The organism is Chitinophaga sp. W2I13 (genome assembly GCF_050434005.1).
Classification (GTDB): Bacteria; Bacteroidota; Bacteroidia; order Chitinophagales; family Chitinophagaceae; genus Chitinophaga.
The window spans coordinates 1,832,929-1,853,452 of the sequence record NZ_JBNPWD010000001.1; the positions used below are offsets into that span (position 1 = coordinate 1,832,929).

Annotated in this window: 16 protein-coding genes; 3 read left to right on the forward strand and 13 right to left on the reverse strand. The window is 48.0% G+C overall.

The genetic code is table 11. The features are described from left to right. Positions 1–42: 42 nt before the first annotated feature. On the reverse strand, positions 43–681 hold the full coding sequence (locus QFZ48_RS07350) for an SMI1/KNR4 family protein (protein ID WP_429044533.1): 639 nt from the start codon (positions 679–681) through the stop codon (positions 43–45). 39 nt (positions 682–720) lie between these two features. Next, positions 721–1,548 (reverse strand): metallophosphoesterase family protein, encoded by an 828-nt coding sequence (locus tag QFZ48_RS07355; protein WP_429061769.1) that lies wholly within the window; start codon positions 1,546–1,548, stop codon positions 721–723. Positions 1,549–1,760: 212 nt separating this feature from the next. Here QFZ48_RS07355 and QFZ48_RS07360 point away from each other — a divergent pair, with 212 nt between their 5' ends. After that, a complete protein-coding gene (locus QFZ48_RS07360) occupies positions 1,761–3,278 on the forward strand; it encodes a malate:quinone oxidoreductase (protein ID WP_370910966.1) in 1,518 nt (505 codons plus the stop codon). 202 nt (positions 3,279–3,480) lie between these two features. Further along, on the forward strand, positions 3,481–4,851 hold the full coding sequence (locus QFZ48_RS07365; RefSeq protein WP_429061771.1) for an alpha-L-fucosidase: 1,371 nt from the start codon (positions 3,481–3,483) through the stop codon (positions 4,849–4,851). A 234-nt stretch (positions 4,852–5,085) separates the two neighbouring features. Here the strand turns inward: QFZ48_RS07365 and QFZ48_RS07370 are convergent, their stop codons facing one another. Together QFZ48_RS07370 and QFZ48_RS07375 are read right to left on the reverse strand one after the other, a co-directional pair. Next, a complete protein-coding gene (locus QFZ48_RS07370) occupies positions 5,086–5,481 on the reverse strand; it encodes a DUF1634 domain-containing protein (RefSeq protein WP_429044522.1) in 396 nt (131 codons plus the stop codon). Positions 5,482–5,484: 3 nt separating this feature from the next. Next, on the reverse strand, positions 5,485–6,321 hold the full coding sequence (locus tag QFZ48_RS07375; RefSeq protein WP_429061773.1) for a sulfite exporter TauE/SafE family protein: 837 nt from the start codon (positions 6,319–6,321) through the stop codon (positions 5,485–5,487). A gap of 144 nt (positions 6,322–6,465) precedes the next feature. On the opposite strand from QFZ48_RS07375, the gene QFZ48_RS07380 reads away from it, so the two are divergent. After that, complete coding sequence (locus QFZ48_RS07380) at positions 6,466–7,302, forward strand: CvfB family protein (protein WP_429061775.1); 837 nt, start codon at positions 6,466–6,468, stop codon at positions 7,300–7,302. 45 nt (positions 7,303–7,347) lie between these two features. Here QFZ48_RS07380 and QFZ48_RS07385 read toward each other — a convergent pair whose 3' ends face one another. From QFZ48_RS07385 to QFZ48_RS07425, 9 genes are all read right to left on the reverse strand, one after another. Next, entirely contained in the window at positions 7,348–8,805 is a 1,458-nt protein-coding gene (locus QFZ48_RS07385) for an ATP-binding protein (protein WP_429044516.1), read from the reverse strand. A 51-nt stretch (positions 8,806–8,856) separates the two neighbouring features. Then, positions 8,857–10,278, reverse strand: a complete 1,422-nt coding sequence (locus tag QFZ48_RS07390; protein ID WP_429061777.1) for a DHA2 family efflux MFS transporter permease subunit — start codon at positions 10,276–10,278, stop codon at positions 8,857–8,859. Beyond that, positions 10,275–10,622 (reverse strand): hypothetical protein, encoded by a 348-nt coding sequence (locus tag QFZ48_RS07395; protein WP_370910973.1) that lies wholly within the window; start codon positions 10,620–10,622, stop codon positions 10,275–10,277. Before QFZ48_RS07395 ends, QFZ48_RS07390 begins: the two co-directional genes overlap by 4 nt. Continuing rightward, entirely contained in the window at positions 10,615–11,571 is a 957-nt protein-coding gene (locus QFZ48_RS07400) for a DnaJ C-terminal domain-containing protein (RefSeq protein ID WP_429044511.1), read from the reverse strand. The genes QFZ48_RS07395 and QFZ48_RS07400 overlap by 8 nt, the downstream gene beginning before the upstream one ends. A gap of 177 nt (positions 11,572–11,748) precedes the next feature. Further along, complete coding sequence (locus tag QFZ48_RS07405; protein ID WP_429044508.1) at positions 11,749–12,981, reverse strand: DcaP family trimeric outer membrane transporter; 1,233 nt, start codon at positions 12,979–12,981, stop codon at positions 11,749–11,751. Between the two features lie 25 nt (positions 12,982–13,006). Beyond that, on the reverse strand, positions 13,007–14,710 hold the full coding sequence (aspT, locus tag QFZ48_RS07410) for an aspartate-alanine antiporter (protein ID WP_429061779.1): 1,704 nt from the start codon (positions 14,708–14,710) through the stop codon (positions 13,007–13,009). A 232-nt stretch (positions 14,711–14,942) separates the two neighbouring features. Next, a complete protein-coding gene (locus tag QFZ48_RS07415; RefSeq protein WP_429044502.1) occupies positions 14,943–15,281 on the reverse strand; it encodes a DUF6686 family protein in 339 nt (112 codons plus the stop codon). Positions 15,282–15,725: 444 nt separating this feature from the next. After that, positions 15,726–17,318, reverse strand: coding sequence for a RagB/SusD family nutrient uptake outer membrane protein (locus QFZ48_RS07420; RefSeq protein ID WP_429044500.1), 1,593 nt, complete (start codon positions 17,316–17,318; stop codon positions 15,726–15,728). Positions 17,319–17,342: 24 nt separating this feature from the next. Then, positions 17,343–20,519, reverse strand: coding sequence for a SusC/RagA family TonB-linked outer membrane protein (locus tag QFZ48_RS07425; protein WP_429044497.1), 3,177 nt, complete (start codon positions 20,517–20,519; stop codon positions 17,343–17,345). Positions 20,520–20,524: the final 5 nt, after the last annotated feature.

A 20,524-nucleotide genomic window follows, 5' to 3' on the forward strand; every position in this document is an offset into this window, starting at 1 on the left:
GCTAAAAATGTGATTTTATCCCCAACATTTTTAGCCGGTTTGTTATCCTCTTGTCTGGTAAGGGAAGCTGCTGTCCAGCCATTCAAAGCTCATTTCTTTCTCTACAATTTCGTGCAGGGCCACATTGGTCAATCTTCCAAAATCATATACTGCCTCTATAATACCTGCCTGGCGTGGTGTGAGGTAAGGTGCATGTGTGCGCAGGAAGTTGCGGCAGTTTTCTTTCATGTTACCATGTGCAATCAGCGAAGGGTTCCTGGGATCCAGGTCTGTTACTGCTTCCAGCATTTGTAAAAAAATAAAGTCCTGCAGGTTTTTAGCCAGGATGCAGGCTTCATTGGAATCATGAAACACCTGTACAATGGGCACATCGTCGCCGTTTTGCAGGTTGAAGTAAAAAGCGAACCAATCGCCGGCGCCGCTCATGGCAAAGGGAACGAACTGGTGTACAGGATCTGCAAAGAGCAGCCCTTCGTCCATTTCTTCATCCACCGTAGGCAGGGCCATTATTTCGAGATCGTTGGCGTATAGCAGTAAAGGCGGTGCAGTTTTAATAGCAGGGTATACTTTATCCAGCCAGTCTTCCCCAAACTCACCCCAGTTCAGCATACCATCCTTATATAATTGTTTATAGAGCGTAGGATAGGTAAATCCGTAGTCTTTTTCAAGTTCCTCCAGCATAGATTTTCTTTTAGCATCCCGATTGGACCGGCAAAATAGCTAAACTTTCGGAAAAACCCTTTCGTTCTGTCTTTTCAGCGGGTTCATAATAAAAGAGAGCAGGCTGCCGTCTTCCTTTAACTCCACTACCCGGAAACCGTGATAGCCAACTCCCCAGCTGCCGCCTACGTGACCATCGAACAGGAATGGGATGGGGCAGTTATCGAGCATTTTTACGCTGTCCTGGTCATGGTCATGCCCGTTGAAGATGGCCCTGATATTCGGATACTTCCGGATGAGCTGTTGAAAATCCTGACAATCCAGCCCGTTATCTGTCCATTTTACCGGGGTAATATGTAAGAAGATGAATATATTTTGAGCGGTTTTATATTGTTCGAGCTTTTGCGTGAACCAATCAACATCGGGGCAGATGTATTTTCCTTTCTCATCGGCGGTATTACCGAGGAGAATAACATGGTTACCCATTACCATATCGTGGTTGAGCGGCATTCCCCAGGCCTGTTCCCAGGCAGCAGCCGGCACCATGTCGTGGTTACCATGGGTAACCAGCAACTTGGGATGCAATTGCTTCAATTTGGCGGCGGCAGGCAGCAACAGGGCGGGATCGTTGTGGATAATATCCCCGTTGAGCGTAAAAAATTCGCAGGGATACTGGTGCTGGTATTGGTTAAAAGCGGTTTGCAGATCCAGGAAATACTGGTCGTAATTGGTTTTAGGCTCGCCGTAATGCCAGTCGGACCCGACCGCAAAGCGGAAAACGGTTTTACTGTCGAAGTGCCGGGGCGTTACGGCCTTTACTATTTTACCGCAGGCAGAAATCACTACTGCTGCGGATACTCCTTTTAAAAACAGGCGTCTGTTCATCATAAAATAAAAATAAACTTTCCGGGCAGTCAATTATTTCATTGCCAAATGCTTAACCAAAATATAAATTTATATATACGCAACGAGAAATTCAAAACTTTCAATCCGTTCAGAAAGAATTGTAATAGTATTGTTAAAGTGTAGTAAACGATCAATTTATTCTCCCTGCATAAGTGTTTTGATTGTAACTTTGCACCTCGAATAAAAATGGGGTTATGTTTAGAAGCAAGAGTACAGCTGGAACAGGTCCGGATGTGGTTTTAATCGGCGCCGGGATCATGAGCGCAACACTTGGAATGCTCCTGAAAGAGCTGGAACCTGAGTTAACCATTGCAATTTTTGAACGACTGGATGTGGCAGCTGCAGAAAGTTCCGATGCATGGAACAATGCGGGCACAGGACACTCTGCATTTTGCGAGTTGAACTACACGCCACAGAAACAGGATGGATCAGTAGACATTAAAAAAGCGGTGAACATTGCAGAGCAATTTGAAGTATCCCGCCAGTTCTGGTCCTACCTGGTAGAAAATAACATTATCTCCAATCCGCACAATTTTATACAGGCTGTTCCCCACATGAGTTTTGTTTGGGGAGAAGAGAATGTGGATTACCTCAGAAAGCGCTACAATGCCCTGCAACAGTGCCATCTGTTTAAAACGATGGAGTATTCTGAAGATCCGGAAAAGCTGAAAAACTGGATGCCCCTGGTAATGAAAGGTCGCGATGCCTCTCAGAAAGTAGCGGCTACCCACATGGAAATGGGTACAGACGTGAACTTTGGCGCATTAACCCGTGCCCTGTTTAATCATCTCGCAAAAATGGATGGTGTAAGCATGCACTTTAACCATGATGTGCGTGACTTTAAAAAGGAAGACGACGGCAGCTGGACCATCAAGGTAAAAAACCGTGGTACACGTGAAAGACAATCCATCAACACTAAATTCGTATTCATTGGCGCCGGCGGCGGTTCCCTGCCGTTGCTGGAGAAGTCGGACATTCCGGAAGGAAAAGGTTTCGGCGGTTTCCCGGTAAGCGGACAATGGCTGCGTTGCAATAATCCTGAAATAATTGAACAGCACCGTGCAAAAGTATATGGCAAAGCCTCTGTAGGCGCCCCTCCTATGTCGGTGCCGCATCTCGATACCCGCATGATAGATGGACAAAGAGCCTTGCTGTTTGGCCCTTATGCCGGGTTCTCCACCAAGTTCCTGAAAAATGGTTCTTTCATGGACCTGCCTTTATCTATCAAAGCCAACAACATTGTACCCATGGTGTCTGCTGGTTTGGATAATATTCCGCTGACCAAATACCTGATTGCACAGGTAAGACAGAAGCCGGAAGACCGGCTGGAGGCGTTAAGGGAATACTTCCCCGAAGCTAAAATGGAAGACTGGGAACTTGAAATTGCCGGACAACGTGTACAGGTGATTAAAAAAGATCCTGAACATGGCGGTATCCTGGAATTTGGTACTGAAGTAGTAAGTGCTGCCGATGGCTCCATTGCAGCGCTGCTGGGCGCTTCTCCCGGTGCATCTACTGCAGTATCCATCATGCTAAACCTGCTGAAACGTTGTTTTAACGAAGACGTTGAAACCGAAGCATGGCAGATCAAACTGAAGAAAATGATCCCGTCATACGGACAGTCGCTCCTGAATAACCCTGCCCTCTGCGATGAGCTGCGTACCTGGACTACCCAGGTGCTGGAACTCGGCGAAATGGAAATGGCGCAATAATATTCCTCCAATAGTTGGATATTTTATTCCTTCTCCCGGAATAAAATATCCAACTAAAAAAATACCAGCTTCCGGTAAAATCATCCCACTTCGGACCAGTTTTTTTATAGACATTTATGTGAATTGAATAAAGATCAGCGCGATAAGCGCTTATTTTTAAACCCTTTTTGCAATCGTTTGCATAACCGACAATACTTTCCACATGACGTTTATGAAAAAACTCACGCTATTCCTGATGGTGCTGTTACCCGCAGCTTCTCTTCACGCACAGCACACACTTACCCACGACCAGCGCATGCAATGGTGGCGCGACGCCCGCTTTGGCATGTTTATCCACTGGGGCGACTATGCCGTACTGGCCGGAAACTACAAAGGACACCAGGTAGGCCGCGGCGGCGAATGGATCATGAACCGCGGCAAAATACCGGTACTGGAATACCAGCAATACGCCAAACAATTCAATCCCGTTAAATACGACGCCGACGCCTGGGTAAAAACAGCCCGGGATGCGGGCATGAAGTATATCGTCATCACCGCCAAGCACCACGACGGCTTTGCTATGTTCAAATCTGCCGCCAGCAAATGGAACATTGTGGATGCCACTCCTTATGGTAAGGATGTACTGAAGCCGCTGGCTGCCGCCTGTAAGAAATACGGTATCAAACTCGGCTTCTATTGTTCCCAGGCGCAGGACTGGAACAACCCCGGTGGCGCCGCTGCCCGTAAAGTGGCCACCGAAGGCTGGCCTAACCCTGATTCCGTCAAAATAGATGCTTATACCCTGGCGCACACCGGCCACTGGGACCCATTGCAAACCTCCGCTACCATGTCGGACTACATCACTAAAGTAGCCGTGCCCCAGGTAAAGGAACTCCTCACCAACTACGGCGAAGTAGCCGTGCTGTGGTGGGACACCCCTACCAATATGACCGACGAATACGCACAGCAACTACAGGAGGTGCTGAAGCTGCAACCCAATATCATTACAAACGACCGCTTAAAAAGACCCAACTTCCCGGGCGATTATAAAACACCGGAGCAAAAGATCCCCAACCAGTCGGAGCTGGATGGCAGGGATTGGGAAACCTGCATGACCATGAACGGCACCTGGGGATATAAAGACTACGACCAAAAATGGAAAAGCACGGAAACGCTTATACGAAACCTGGCAGACATCGCCTCCAAAAACGGCAACTACCTCCTCAACGTAGGCCCTGATGCGCTGGGACAATTCCCCGAGGGCAGTCTTACCGCGCTGAAAGGAATTGGCCAATGGATGAAAGTAAATGGCGCCTCCATATACGGCACACAAGGCAGCCCGCTGCCACCCCTGGAATGGGGCCGCTGCACCCAAAAAATAAAAGGAGCCACCACCACGCTATACCTGCACGTTTTCAACTGGCCAACCGACGGCAAACTGCATGTTCCTGGTATAAAAGGAAAAGTAAACAGCGCCCGCCTGCTGGCAACCGGCCAGCAGCTCTCCACCACCGGCAACGCAGAGGACCTCGTCATCTCCGTTCCAGCAACAGCACCGGACCCTATTGACGCGGTGATTGCGGTAACCCTGTAGCGAAGGTTGTCTTTCTCAGGATTACGCTGATTATACTGATTTTTGGGATTTTGTTTTTTTTGATTTATAAAGGATTGGGGGAGATAGCAGCGAGTGTTTTAAAAGATTAGGGAAGACAAAAGCAAAATATCCGCTGCTGTCTTCCTTAATCTTTTAAAATCAAAAACAAATCCCAAAAATCAAAATCCCAAAAATCAGTATAATCAGCGTAATCCTGAGAAAGACAAAATCCGCTCACCCCGCTAATCCGCCCAGCATGCTGAATAGGATGATACCCAGTACCAGGAGTGTGATGCCTACGTACAGGTAGTCCTTCTCTATTAAAAAGGCGATAACGGAAAAGGCGATACGGATGATAGGCGTGGCAATTAATAATACGATGCCCAGCTGGATGATGTTCATGCCTTTATTTTCCATTACACCCTGCCAGATGCCGGGCAGGTTGGTTAAACCTTCTCTTACACCGGTAAAGTCGCCATAGGAGGGGTGTTCATGGCCATGACGGACGAGGTAAATGACACCACCGATAAATACGATGATGCTGGAAACAATTACGCCTATACGCAGTTGTTTGCCGATGAGCTGCTGGATATCCTTATCCCGGAAATACTTTGCGAGTGCCTGTTTCATCGTTTATAATTTTCCGGTTATCCCATTATAGATCATCTGTAAAGCGAGCAATCCGATTACTACGCTAAAGACTATACGCAACCCTTTTACATTGGCGCGTGTGAGCAAACGGGAGCCCGCAAAGGCGCCTGCCAGCACTCCCAGTACTACCGGCATACACAGGCCCGGAGAAATATATCCCCGTTGCAGATATACCACTGCACTGGCAGCGGCGGTAACACCGATCATAAAATTACTGGTGGTGGTAGACACCTTAAAAGGAATACGCATAATATTGTCCATCGCCATCACTTTCAGTGCGCCGGAGCCGATGCCCAGCAACCCGGACATGATGCCGGCGAAGGTCATCATAAAATAGCCCCCTGGTACATGATGCACTTTGTAATTGACCATCTCACCGTCGGAAGGATAGCTTCCGTTGAGCCGCAGCTGCTCCGCTGCTTTGCTGTCGCTATGCCCTGCCGGAAACTCCATTTCCTTGCGAAAAGACATTACGGACGAGAAAATGAGGACCAGTCCGAAAATAATGGCTACGATATTGGTGGGCATATATACGGCTATCAGTGCGCCCACAACGGCGCCCGTGGTTGTGGCTATTTCCAGGAACATGCCCAGCCGGATATTGGTAATGCCCTCCTTTACATAAGCAGCCGCTGAGCCGGAAGAAGTGGCAATGGAGGCTACCAAAGCGGTACCAATGGCATACCGGATATCGGTATGAAATACCAGGGTTAGCAACGGGATGATCACAACGCCCCCGCCTAAGCCGGTCAGCGATCCCAGCAGCCCAGCCAAAAAGGCCCCGCCGAGGAGGATCAGGGTGAATGATAAAATCGTCATAAGATAGTTTGGTTGGTTTTAGACCGGATACCCGGGAATTACCAATACTGCCCGGTATCTGATGCTTACAAAAGTAAGCAGAATATGATTCTCGCAATCCGGCAATCTATAAGTAACTTGCAGCCTGACAATTAATCGTTTTTTATGATAAAGGTGGGTGAATACAACCTGTTAAGGGTGAAAAAAGAAGCTGATTTTGGTGTGTACCTCGAAGGCGTAGAACAGGAGATCCTGCTACCCACAAGGTTTGTACCCGACGGTACCCGTGTAGGCGATGAACTGGAAGTATTTCTTTACCATGATTCCGAAAACCGCCTGATTGCCACTACCCAGCGCCCCTACGGGATTGCAGGGGATATTGTGATGCTGAAAGCGGTGAGCGTTACCAAACAGGGCGCTTTCCTGGACTGGGGGCTGATGAAAGACCTGTTTGTGGCCTCTTCCCAACAGCTTACCCGCATGGCGCCCGGACAGGAATACCTGGTAAAAATATACATCGATGAGCTGACCGGCCGCCTTGCTGCCACAGAGAAGATTGACCGTTACCTCAGCAATGAAAACCTCACCGTACAGGAAAAAGACCAGGTAAACCTGGTGATTTACCGCCGTACCGACATCGGTTACGTGGTGATCATCAACAACCTGCATACCGGTATCCTGCATCACAACGAAATATTCCGGACCATTGAAATCGGTGACAAATTACCGGGCTTCATCCGCCAGATCAAAGACGATAAAATAGATGTGATCCTGGGTAAACCCGGATTTAATAAAGTGGAAGACGAGTCAGAGAAAATTATGCGGTTACTGCAGGAAAACGATGGTTATCTGCCGTATCACGATAAATCGACACCGGAAGAGATACAGGAGTTTTTTGGGATGAGCAAGAAAACATTCAAAATGACCATTGGCAACCTGTACAAACAACGGAAGATCGTGTTTACACAAACAGGCATCAAAGCAGAAGAAGAGGATAAATAATATCATCGGCCGGTAAGTGCTGTAAGGCATTTACCGGCCGGTAGTCTATTCACTCTGGCTTTCTCCGTCAATAGGAAAACTAATCAGGAAAGTAGTCCCTTCTCCCAATATACTATCTACTGCAATCGTACCCTTATGCTGAAGTATAATATTCTGGGTAGCCGTTAATCCCAATCCCGTTCCCTTTGTTTTGTTGGTAAAAAAGGGCTCAAAAAGTTTCGCCAGGTTCTGCGGGGAAATACCACTACCGTTATCGGTTATACGAATAAATACTTTCTCCGCGTCTTTCCATGTATTGATGGTAAGTTTTCCTTCCCCGGCTTTCATGGCTTCAATGCCATTGATAATAATGTTCAGAAAAGCGATGAGGATCTTGTCTTCATCTGCCAGGATCATACAATCAGGTTGGCACATTTCCTTTACCACGTTAACGTTGCTTAGCTGCAACCTGTCGGCTGCAAGTTGCAGCGCTTTTTCTACCAGCATATTCAGTCCCAGCGGCAGCATATTGAGTTCCGACATCCGGGTGGACTGCAGTAATTCAGTGACCAGGTGATTGATACGATGGCAGTTGCGCTCCATAATATCCAGGTATAAGGTGGCATCTTCTGTTTCAGCCACCGGCTCCGTTTTAAGCTGGGATACTGCCAGCAGGATATTTGTCAGCGGGTTACGGACCTCATGCGCTATCAGGCGGGCAATGCGCCCGGTAATCGCGAATTTTTCCTGTTGCTGCTTTTCCCTTTCCTTCCGTTTGCGGGCGGTGATATCCTGGATAATACACAGGTATAACTGCTTTTTTTCATCCAGCAGGGAAGCGTTGATCATTACATCGAGCTGTTGACCCAGTTTACTGCGGAATACATATTCCTTTTGCACCACACCTTCATCGCTGCACAGCTGGTCGAGGAAAGAATTGATCACTCCTTCCTCCGCGAACAGGCTCTGGAGATGGCTGCTATACAGTTCTGCTTCCTCATACTTTAATACATTGAGTGCAGCGGGATTAGCCGCTACAATTTTGTGCTCGCAGTCTGCCAGCAGGATAAGATCATTGGATTTTTCGAAGATGCTGAAATAGCGTTTCTCGCTTTTTTCAATGGCCAGAAGGTGGCTGAATTTATCGAGGGTGTAGCGAATAGCCCGCTCCAGCAAGGCTGCGTTGATCTCGCTTTTTACCAGGTAATCAGACGCACCGGCCAGCATGGCTTCCTTGTCTATATGGTAATCGCCCTTCCCGGTAAACAAAATAACGGGGGCTTTATATCCCAGGTTGCGGAAATGATGCAACACATCAATACCAGTATGAGCGCCAAGACGATAATCTACCAGGTAAAGATCGTGTGAGCGTGCTTCAATTGCCAACAACCCTTCTTTGTAGGAAGAAACCCACTGCAAAACGTATTGATCGGGCGAAATATCCTGTAGTAAAGAGTTTACAAGGAAAAAGTCATCTTCGTCGTCGTCGATCATCAATATGTGCTTCTTACCATTTGTTGTCATAAATGCCGGAAAAGTTAACCTATCCTCACCAATAATCATGCACTAAAAAAGTCAGGTATCAATGTGGGCATCTGTATCTTTTAATACCACATTCCGGCGCGGAAGGAACCAGGCGGGTATCAGGGTTATCAACAGGATAAACAGGGAAATATGAAAACCCTGCTTGAGTGCCAGGTGATGGGCATAATGGCCTTCCTGTCCGGCCAGCACATGTTTATTGTAGGCAGCCTGGGTTACAATGGCCAGCACTGCGATACCTATGGCGCCGCCCACCTGTTGCATCAGGGTGCTGATAGACGAGGCCATTGTTACTTCGCTTGGCCGTACTGCGCTTAGTGTTGCGGCATTGAGCGGGGCGAGTAAAAGCCCCATGCCCAGCCCCCTCACCGTCATAGTGATGATCACGCCGGTAATAGTGCTGCCTTTGTCCAGCAGGGCAAACAGGTACATAGACACCGCCAGCAACGCAATTCCCAGCATGGATATTTCCCTGGAGCCGTGTTTATCGGACCAGCGCCCTGCAAAAGGCATCATCGCCGCCATAAATACGGAATTGGGGAGTATCAGCAACCCCGACATCCCTTCTGAAAAACCCATCTGTTCCTGTAACAGGAACGGCATCAGGAATAAGCCGCCGAACAGCGCAGCCGACCTCGAAATAGTTACGAGGATACAACTCACAAAAGAATAATTGGCAAAAAGATCCAGGTTAATGATCGGCTCTTTTTTATGTTTGTCTATCCAGATAAAAACAGCAAACGCAATCAGGGCCACACCCAGTGTAGCCAGTATTTCGGGAGAAGTGATCCCTACAACTTCTGCCCGTGCCACACCATATTGCAGGCAAACCAGGAATATGGTGAGCAATACAAAACCGGTAAGATCAAACGGCAGTTTCAGCTTCGGCTGCTTCCGCAGTACATCCAGGTAACGGAAGGCGAGGATCACTGTAAGGATACCGATGGGAAGATTGATATAAAATATAGAAGGCCACCCGAACTTTTCAGTGAGTATACCTCCCAGCGTGGGTCCCATGGCGGGGCCCACCAGGTTACCAAGGCCCCACCATCCCAGCACAGTGCCGCGCACCCTCGCCGGGAACACGTAAGAAATAATAGCCATAGAGGTAGGCGCCATAGCACCGCCTCCCAGCGCCTGGATCACCCGGGCGGTAAGCAGGCTGTCCAGGCTAGTGGACAAGGCGCACATTAAAGATCCCAGCGTAAAAAGGGAGATAGCGCCAATATAGAGATTGAAAAAGCCAATCCTGTTTTTCAGCCAGTTGGTGAGTGGCATCAATACGGAAAAACTGAGCATGTATACGGTAATCACCCATTCAATCTCGTCGAGCGTACAGTTAAACTGCCTGCTCATAACGGGAAGGGATATATTAACAATACTGGAGTCTATCCCTGCCATAGTGGTGCCCATGATCACTACTATGAGGATGCCTGTCCGGTTGATATCTCTCATACCCGGTCTTTCATCATAAATATCAGCTGGGCTTTCGCTACAAAAGGATTCAGCGGATTACAGTTGATCATGAACAGGTAAGTAGCCAGTTCCGATAACTGCCAGTCGGTGGTAAGTTCCCCATCCCGAAAGCAGTATACTTTCTTGAAATTATAGTCCACCGGGATGTTCAGGGCGGCACACGCATGCATGGCCCTGTCGAGCGGCTCCTGTTCCATGCCCGACTGGCCATATCCCATTTCCTGCATAATTTCGCTGGCGGTATACAGCAGGCGTGGGTTATTGAGTTGTGAGATCCGTTCTGTGGAAATCACTTCTTCCAGATAATCAAAAAGTTTAAGCATGGCCATTCTCATTTAATTGTGAAAGTTGCTGAAACAATTCTTTTTCCTTGTCGGAGAGGTTTGCCGGTATATGTACCATTGCTTTGATGTATAGATCCCCGGCTGTTCCGCTGTTGTCGTAAGCGGGCATCCCCTTGCCTTTTAAACGAAAAACCTTGCCGCTGTCTGTTCCGGCCGGAATATTCATATTCAGGGAAGCGCCCGGTGTGTTTACGGTCAGCTTTCCTCCCAATACGGCAGTATACAAAGGCACTGCCAGATCTGTATAAATATCTTTCCCTTTCAGCTCGTATTGCGGGTTTGGCGCCAGTTGCACGGTAATGAGCAGGTCGCCGTTCTCCCCGCCTTTGCGGCCGGGGTTCCCTTTTCCCTTTAACCGGATCACCTGGCCTTCGTACAGTCCCGGCTTCAGCTTGATATTAAGCCTGCTGCCACCCACTTCTACCTGGCGGGTAGCACCGGTATAAGCATCCTCCAGGGATACTTCCATGGTTGCCTGCACATCGCGGCCCCTGCCAGGGCCCTGCTGCTGCCGGCGGCCACCGCCAGCGCCTGAAAACCGGCTGCCAAAAAGCTGTTCAAAGAAATCGGAGAAGTTACCTTCACCGCCGCCGAACATATCATCCATATCCCCGCTGCCATAAGAGTAGGTGCGACGCTGTCCGCCGCCACCACCGTACTGCGACCAATCGTAGTCTTCCGGCCGGCCTCCGTGCTGCTCGTAATACTTGTAGTTTTCGCCAAACTGGTCGTACTTCTTACGCTTTTCAGCGTCACTCAGCACCTCATAGGCTTCATTGATCTCTTTGAATTTATCTTCAGCGGCTTTATCATCGGGATTCTTGTCCGGATGATACTTTACCGCCAGTTTACGGTAGGCTTTCTTAATCTGTTCAGCTGTTGCCGTTTTCTCTATCCCCAAAATCTTATAATAATCCTTTACGTCCATAGCTCTAAAACATGTTAAGGTGATAACTTGTTTTATGAATTTACGAATTAACGGGGAAAAATAACAGGTAAACAGCCACAGCATAGCCAGCAGGGACTTACGCCGCCGTCCGGCAGGGCGGGCAGCAGGAGAAGCGCAACTTTAGCGCTCATGATTATTCCATTTTTATGCAGATGATCAGAATTTGAAGAACGCGCTGAACTGAGTGCGGATATCATCGCCGGAATGATCATCCGTATTCACCCTTTTCCCATACAGTACTTCACCGGCTATTTTAAAGAAAGAAGTGAAGTAATAAGTGGTATTAAAAGAACCGTAGTGCGTTGCTTTCAGTGTGCCTACGGGCATATCGAGATCCGGCGTGTTCAGTTGCAGGTAACCATACCCGAGAGTAGATCCGAGACTTTTTGTCCAGAAATGATCGAAGTACAGCCAGGTAGCCAGCATGCTGATGTTACTGATACTTTTATCATCTGCCGTTGCGTATCCGTCGTATCCCTGCCCGCTGATATCTTCGCTGTATTTTGCATAGCCGCTGCCATAAGCGAACTGGAATTTCACATCATCGTTTTTAGCGAGATTAATATTTCCGGAGATATTAAAGGCGCCGCCTATACTTGTTTTCGTATCTGCGTCACTGTTCTTGTAATCGATCGGGTGCAGCAGGCCGGACAGCCGTACATGGCTGGCATTCTTTTTTCCAAAGTTTTTCTGAAAAGCGGCTGTTACATCCGGGTAGATGGTTTTGCTGCTCCAGGTGGAAGGAATGGAAATATCGCCACCGGGTTGTTCTGCGGAAACGGAGAAAGTCATTGATTCAGATATGGCCTGTGTAAAGCGCAGCTGTACCTGGCGTGTCCATACATAGGAATTTGGCCCCCAGTAATCCATGATGTTAGGCCAGTTATCACCATCCATAAAGTTGCTCCAATACTGACCGAAGATCCATTTGCCGTGTTGAATATAAGCATGGCGCAATCTTGGCGCACCGGATAAATTACCCCAGAGATCAAATTCCAGCACGGCTTTGAGGGTGCGCCCTTTGGCGTCCGGAACACCAAAGGCGGAAAAAGCAAAACGGGACTGCCGGATGGTAAAGGCCGTGTTGCCATCACTCAACGTGGGCACCGTGATAGTAGATGGCTGCATGGCATGTATGTTGCCGATTTCACTGAAGTCGTGGATAAAATCCGCCTGCACATATCCGCTAAACTGCAGCCGGATGCCCTTTACATCCGTAAAAAGAAAGCCCTGCGTTTTCCCGCCCTCAATCATGTTACGGGTAAGCCCCTTTCCGTTTTCAGCAGTATCTGTTTGTGCATGTGCCTGCGCCGCCCACAAAAGAATGGATATAACGTAAACGACCAAACGTAAATAACTGGTAGGGGTGTCTGTCACGGTGTATCTCATTTATGATGAATAGTTATTCACAACATCAGGTCATCAGCAGCACAATCACCACGCCCCAGATGATGAGCAGCGTATTGCCCACCGCGTATGTAATGGTATAGCCCAGTGCAGGCAGGTTGCTTTGTACCTCTTCCTGGATAGCGGAAAGTGCAGCGGTAGTGGTTCTGGCGCCTGCAGTACAACCAAGCACTAATGCCGGATGAAATTTAAAAATATACTTAGCCATCAACACCCCGGATAACAACGGGATAGCTGTAGCTGCAATACCTACTAAAAAAAGTCCCCATCCCACTTCTTTGAAACCCGCCACAAAGCTGGGACCTGCGGTGATGCCCACCACTGCAATGAAAGTATTTAAACCCACATTGTTCATCACCCACAATGCCGGCTCCGGGATTCTGCCAAAGGCAGGATGCTGTGAACGTAACCAGCCAAAAACCAGTCCTGCTATGAGCGCACCGCCACTTGTACTCAGGCTGAGCGGCACCCCTCCTACATGAATGCTCATGGCGCCAACAAGCCCCCCTAACACAATACCAAGGCCCACAAAGATCATATCTGTTTTATCGGTAGGAATATCCGCGTAACCAATTTCTTTGGCAGCTTTGTCCATATCTTTTTTGTAGCCTACCAGTTCCACATGATCCCCTTTTTCCAGTACGGCCTCCGGATACACCGGCATGGCGATTCCTGCGCGCCTGATGCTCTGCACCGGGATACCGTGCATGTAATCCATGGCACGTAAGGCTTTCACTGTTTTCCCAACTACGTTTTTATTCATCACAAATACCTGTACATTTTCCACGGGGAAGTTCAGCAATTCCATATCTACTATTTCTTTACCGATACCCTGTTCTTCTCCGAGGATAAATTCCCTGCGGCCGCTGAGTACAATTTCATCACCGGGATTAATTACATAATCCGGCGTGGCTTCCACCAGCTTCTTGTCTTTCCGGCGAATGCGTTCTACAAACAGACGGTGATTGCGTTGCAGCAATTCAGCTTCCAGCTGTTGTATTGATTTGCCTGCGGCAATGGATGCAGCATCTATTAAATAAGCGCGGAATGTAACCGGGATAAAAGCAGAGCGCATGCCGGGATCCTGTGTGGGGTCACCGGCGCCCATTGTTTTTTCCAGCTCTTTACATGCGGCTCTTACCTTTTCAATTCCGCCCATCATCATGGGAGCAATACTGGATAGTAACCACGCCGAACCTGCTGTTCCGAAGATATAGGTTACTGCATAACATACCGGCATGGCGTTGATCCATGCAGCTTTTTGTTCGGCAGACACATTTAACTGGTTAATGGTATCAGAGGCCACTCCCATAGTAGCGGAAATGGTTTGTGAACCGGAGATCAGACCGGCGGCCTGCCCTACGTTATAGCCGCAGGCAAGCGCCAGCAACCACGGCGCCACCAGGCAAACAACACACATAAGTACAGCAAACAATACCTGCGGCAGCCCATCTTTTTTCAGACCACGAAAAAATTGTGGTCCCACACTATAGCCTACTGCAAACAGGAACATGAGGAAAAAGACCGACTTCACATTGGCAGATACCTGTATGTCCATCTGCCCTACAATTACTCCGGTCAACAAAACACCGGTTACGGATCCTAACGAAAATTTCCCTACCCGTATGCTACCTATAAAAAATCCTGCGGACAAAGTAAGAAATACGGCCAGTTCAGGATATTCCTGGAATGTATGCTGTAACCAACTCATTTATATATGGATTATGAGAAGAAGAATATGGTCATCATTCAATTGTAATAGGTAACACAAGTCGTTTCGCATTTGTTCACATAAAATCAATTTTGATCATGGCTGAACAAGTAGCCATCCCGGTTGTTAAACAACAGCGCGTGCTGTCATATTCCGTCTGAAGGCGGAATATGACAGCACGCGCTGATCCAGGATTATATACATTTCAAAAAAGAAGGGGCGGCATTTATCATTAGCCGGCAGACTGGCATCCGGAGGATGTTTCCAGGATATCATAGGCATCAATCAATGCCTGTACTTCCGCTGTTATATTTGCCAGCGCAGTTATTTCAGCAGGGGTTACCAACATCATCACATGATCCGCCGGCAGGGGCAAACAAATCATCTTTTCATTTTCTGATGTGTGATAGTGTTCATCCGATAGCCGGTTGACCATCTTTTTGAAGCACTCAAATTCGGTGATATCAAGGTTAACAACCGTTGTACCAAAGGCTAACTGAATGCCTTTGCAATGCGGGCAGCGGATCACATATCCTGCAGCGCCGTGGTATAATGTCTGGTAATTACACATGGGCCTATGGGTTTGTGCCTCCAGCGACCGGGTTACGGCCGCTGTCAGGACTTAATTCATCACTCTTTACCTTTGAAAAATGGTGGTGGCAAACAACGGATGTATGGACTATGTATAGTTAATGACTCCGGGGTATTATTTATATCTCACAAAAATACAGCAGGAAATCGGGGAGTAATGATCGGATCAGGAAAACGACTTACGCAAAAGGGAAAAGATCGCCTTCGGCGATGCGGATTTTGTCTTTCTCGCTGATTACGCTGATTTTACTGATTACTTTGATTTTTACTTTTGGATTTTTTTTGATTTTTAGATTTATAATAATTAAGGGAGATAAAAGCTATATATCCGCTTCTATCTCCCTTAATCCTTTATAAAATCCAAAAGTAAAAATCAAAGTAATCAGTAAAATCAGCGTAATCCTGAGCCAAGACAAAATCCGCGCTAGTAGCCTGGATTCTGCACCAGCTTTGGATTCAGCGTGATTTCATCTACAGGTATGGGGTAAATGCGGTGCTGGGTATTTACATCTGATTTAAAACCCCAGGTGCCTTCAAATACGCCAAAACGGATCATATCATTCCTGCGCCATGCTTCCCAGGCTAATTCCCGCGCACGTTCTTCCAGCAAACCGCTGAGGTTGATACCGCTTACCGACGGGGCATGTGCCCGGGTGCGGATTTTGTTCACCAATACATCTGCATCCTGTAATTCGCCTTTCACTGCTGTGGGAGCAGCACCCCTCAGGATGGCTTCCGCCTTCATAAGCATTACATCTGCCAGCCTGAAAACGGGCACATCATTATTGGAGTTACGTTCTGATGGTTCAGTGTTTTTATCAGGGTAATACTTAATGGAACGCACACCGGCCGCTTTTGCCAGTTCATCATTCCCGATATCCATGGTAGTATCTACACGTAAGGTCATGGTTTTAGAGAACGTAAGCTGCCATTTGATTTCCTTCTTAGGTTCCGAGCCGGCATACTTATCATCTAATCCTTTGTTGGTGGTGGTAATCAGGATAGGCGAGCCGTCGGAATTAACCTGCGGTCCTTCCAGCCAGGTATTATTGCGGACATCCCCTGTTAAATTGAATTTATCATAGAAAGAACCGATGGTGCTCATTGCAATACTTGGGCGGAAAGGTAATGAGTACTTTGCCACCAGGTTTGGATGTAATCCGAAACGGGAAAACTGGTTGCCTTTGATCACATATCCATCATAAGGAATCGCAAAAATGGTTTCCATAATAGCAGGACCGTTATCAGGCATAAAAATGCTGGCGTAGTTGGCATCCAGCTCATATTTGCCGTTGGTCAGGATACTATCAGCCATTACTACCACGTCGTTATACCTGGGCTTGCCGGTGTATACCATTGAATTCAGATACATTTTTTCCAGCAGTGTAAAGGCAAACCATACAGTAGGCTTCGAATAGGTAATTTGCCCACGTTCCCTTCTCAGCAATGGTAACACTTCTTTCAGTTCCTTTTCTATGAAATTAAATACCTCTTCGCGTGATGATTGTTCTGGCGGCGTTGGATTACCAAATGTGGTGATGATGGGTACTTTGCCATACAAGTCCATCAGGTAAAAGTAATACAGCGCGCGCATCGCCCTGGCCTCCGCCATTGCCTGCGGTTTGGAATCGCTGTCGGGTGCTTTTTCAAAAAGCGCGAGAATACGGTTGCAGGTGTTCACGCCGCCAAAAGCCCAGCTCCACACATTTTTCACGGTGGTGTGATCTTTCGTCCAGGAATGCCTGTGCAACTGCGCATACACCCCTCCATCCACATAGTTACCACCACGGGCAGGGATAATGGCTTCATCAGTAGAGAGTTCCTGCATCCGCCAGTAGTCAACGGCATAGCCTCCGCTTAGTTGTGTATAAATGGGACCGGATGCGGCAATAAAGCCATCGGGTGTGGTTGGAAAATTTTCCTTTACATATTCAGATTCCACATTTACATCCAGCTTCGTACATGCTGAAAGTAAAGTAAAACTGAGTGCTAGTCCTGTGATAAAAATATTTTTCATGTCGCTATTTTTAACCGTCAGTTTTTAGAATGTTGCGTTTAAGCCAAAGAGGAAAGAACGTGTCTTTGGATAGAAATTGCTGTTGTCAATTCCCGGTGTAAGTCCGCCCATATTGATTTCCGGATCAATACCTGAATAATCGGTAATGATAAACAGGTTATTACCGGAAACGTATAAACGCAGTTTCCTGATATACTTATTCTGCATAGGAACCGTGTAGCCAATAGTAGCATTATCGAGCCGGAGATAAGCGCCATTTTCCAGGTAGCGGGAAGAGATGTAAGGCGCATTTACATCGCTGGGCGACTCTTGTTTGGAATACTGTGGAATATTGATGATACCCGCTTCATAAGGTGCATTCAGGTTAGCCAGGGTAGCGTTCAGTATCTTGTTTCCGGATACGCCGCGCAGAAAAATATTGGCATCAAAATTACGCCAGGTAAAGCTGTTGCTCCAGCCATAGGTAAAGGCCGGCTGTGCGTCTCCGGTATAAACCCGGTCGGTGGAAGTAGGGCCGGTAACCAGGTTGCCTTTGGCGTCGCGGAATTGTGAAAGACCGGCAGCGTTTTTATCCACGTATTGCCAGAGGTAGAACGAACCCAGTGCATATCCGCCTTCCACACGCTGTGATTTATTGCCTGATTGTCCCCTGCCGCCAAGTTCTGCGGTTTCAATATATTTCACAGAAAAAATATCATTGGAGAGGGAGAGTACCCGGTTCTTATTATGCGCAATATTAGCGGAGGTGGTCCAGTTGAAATGAGCTGTTTTTACCGGCACTGCATTCACCTGGAATTCAACACCTTTATTGCTCATGGAGCCTACGTTCGCCAGCATGGTAGATACAAAATACTGCGTGGCGGGTACATTGTAGGAGTAGATCAAATCAGTGGTGCGCTTATCATAGTAATCCACGGCGAAGCCGAGGCGTCCCCTCAGCGTGGTGAAATCCACGCCTATATTAGCCATGCCGGTGCGTTCCCATCTGAGGTTGGGGTTATCGTTCTGTACGGGTCCGATAGCGTTGATCAGCCTGCCGTTGTTATAAAATTTACCGGTGATATCATACCGGAGCGTGGCGATCAACGGATCGAAGCCCAGCGAGTTACCGGTAACACCATAGCCTGCACGCAGTTTAAGATCTTCTATCCAGGATACGCCGGAGAGGAAGCTTTCCTTATTGATTTTCCAGGCGGCGGATACGGCTGGGAAATAACCCCAGCGGTTGTTTGCGCCGAAGGCAGAAGAACCGTCCCTTCTCACAGAGGCCATCAGCAGGTACTTTCCGTCAAACTGGTAATTGGCTCTTGCATAAAAGGAGATGAAGCGCAGGGTTTGAATGCGGGTGGTACCAAAATTAGGCTGGAAGGCGCCATCGGGACTTCCCAGGCCCAGGTTATCGCCTTGGGTGGCGTCTGATACAAAACCCTGGTTGGAGGTCTGGAATCCGTCGCCGCGGCGATCTTCCTGCCAGGAGTAGCCGGCCAGCAAACGCAGGTCGTGTTTACCAAAAAGCACGTCGTAATTGAAATAGGTTTCCAGTACTTTCCGTGTATTCGTATAGGCGCTGCGGGTAGCTCTTCCGTTAACGCCCTGTGCCAGGCCGGAAGCGCGATTGTTATAAATGTCCCGGTTGATCTGCTCATCCTGCATAGATACATTCAGCGTATAACGCAAACCCGGCAAAAGATTGAGCTCTGCACGGGCATTCCCCAACATGATCTTGTTTTTGGTGCGGTCGCTGTTGTTATTAAGGAGTGATAAGGGATTCAGGTAGTTGCGTGTACGGGAGAAATCTTCTTTATAAGTACCATCCGGGTTAAAGATATTCACGGTAGGCATATAGTTCAGCATGTTCATAAACACCAGTTCCGGGATCTGGTTTTGTGTGCTTACGCTGTTACTGATCGACAGGTTCAGTTTCAACAGGTCGTTGAACGCGCGTTGTTCCAGGTTTGCTCTTACGTTTAGCCGTTCCAGTGATGATTTTTGCATGATACCATTATTCTGCAGGTAGTTCACGCTTCCATCGAATACGGTTTTCTCATTACCGCCGCCAAAGGAAATATTATGGCTGTGCGACAGGCCGTTGCGGGTTACTAGTTTCTGCCAGTCGTTATCAGCGTTATCATCATAAGCAGGTGTAATACTTTTACCGTTGTCTTCCAGGTATTTCGTGAGGTCGGCGCTGGACATCATATCGATGGAATTGGAGATGCGCTCACTGGCCACGTAGGCATTGTAGCTGATCCAGCTTTGACCGGGTTTTGCGCGGCGGGTGGTGATCATAATCACCCCGTTGGCAGCGCGTGCACCATAAATAGCGGTAGATGCCGCATCTTTCAATACATCCATTGATACGATATCTGACGGAGATACCAGCTGGATATTAGCGCCGGGTACACCATCAATAACATAGAAAGGCTGTTGTGCTTCACCATCGCGGAAAGTGGACGGGCCACGGAGGATCACTGCGGGTGTGGCGTTTGGATCACCGCTGCGGGTAATATTCAGGCCGGGTACTTTTCCCTGTAACAGCTGTTCCGGGGAGCTGAATACACCGGTATTAAAGTTTTCAGCGCCTACATGGGATACGGCGCCGGTAAGATCGCCTTTGGTGGTTGATCCGTAACCTACTACTACCACGCTGCTTAACAGGCTGGCATCGGTTTTCAGTTTAATCGCCAACCGTTGCTGCCCGTTTAACACCAGGCGGGTGGATTTATATCCCAGGGAAGTAAATAACAGGGTATCGCCGGCGTTATCAGCCTGCAAGGAAAAAGCACCGTTAGCATCCGTGATGCTGCCTTGTGTATTTCCTTTTACCAGTACGCTGACGCCGGGTAAACCCACGCCGGTTTCTTCGTCGGTGACTTTACCGGTGACCGTTGTTTTGTTCTTTTCTTTTTTAATGATGTATACGCCTTCTGTAGCGGAGAAGTGGAACCCGCTTCCTTTCAGTAAAACGCGCAATACTTCTTCTATGGGCTGTGAACGGAAGTCCTGTGTTTTCACCGTCAGGTTCTTCAATAAAGCTGCATCGTATACAATGTCAGCGCCGCTTTGTTTTTGCAGCATTTTCAGTGCGTCGGCAAGCGGGCCTGCGGTAATATGCAGTTCCTGCACGACGGTTGTTTTTTGCTGGGACATGACGCTGCCGCATAGCGACAGCATAAGCGCTACAAGAAATATCTGTTTCACAGAGC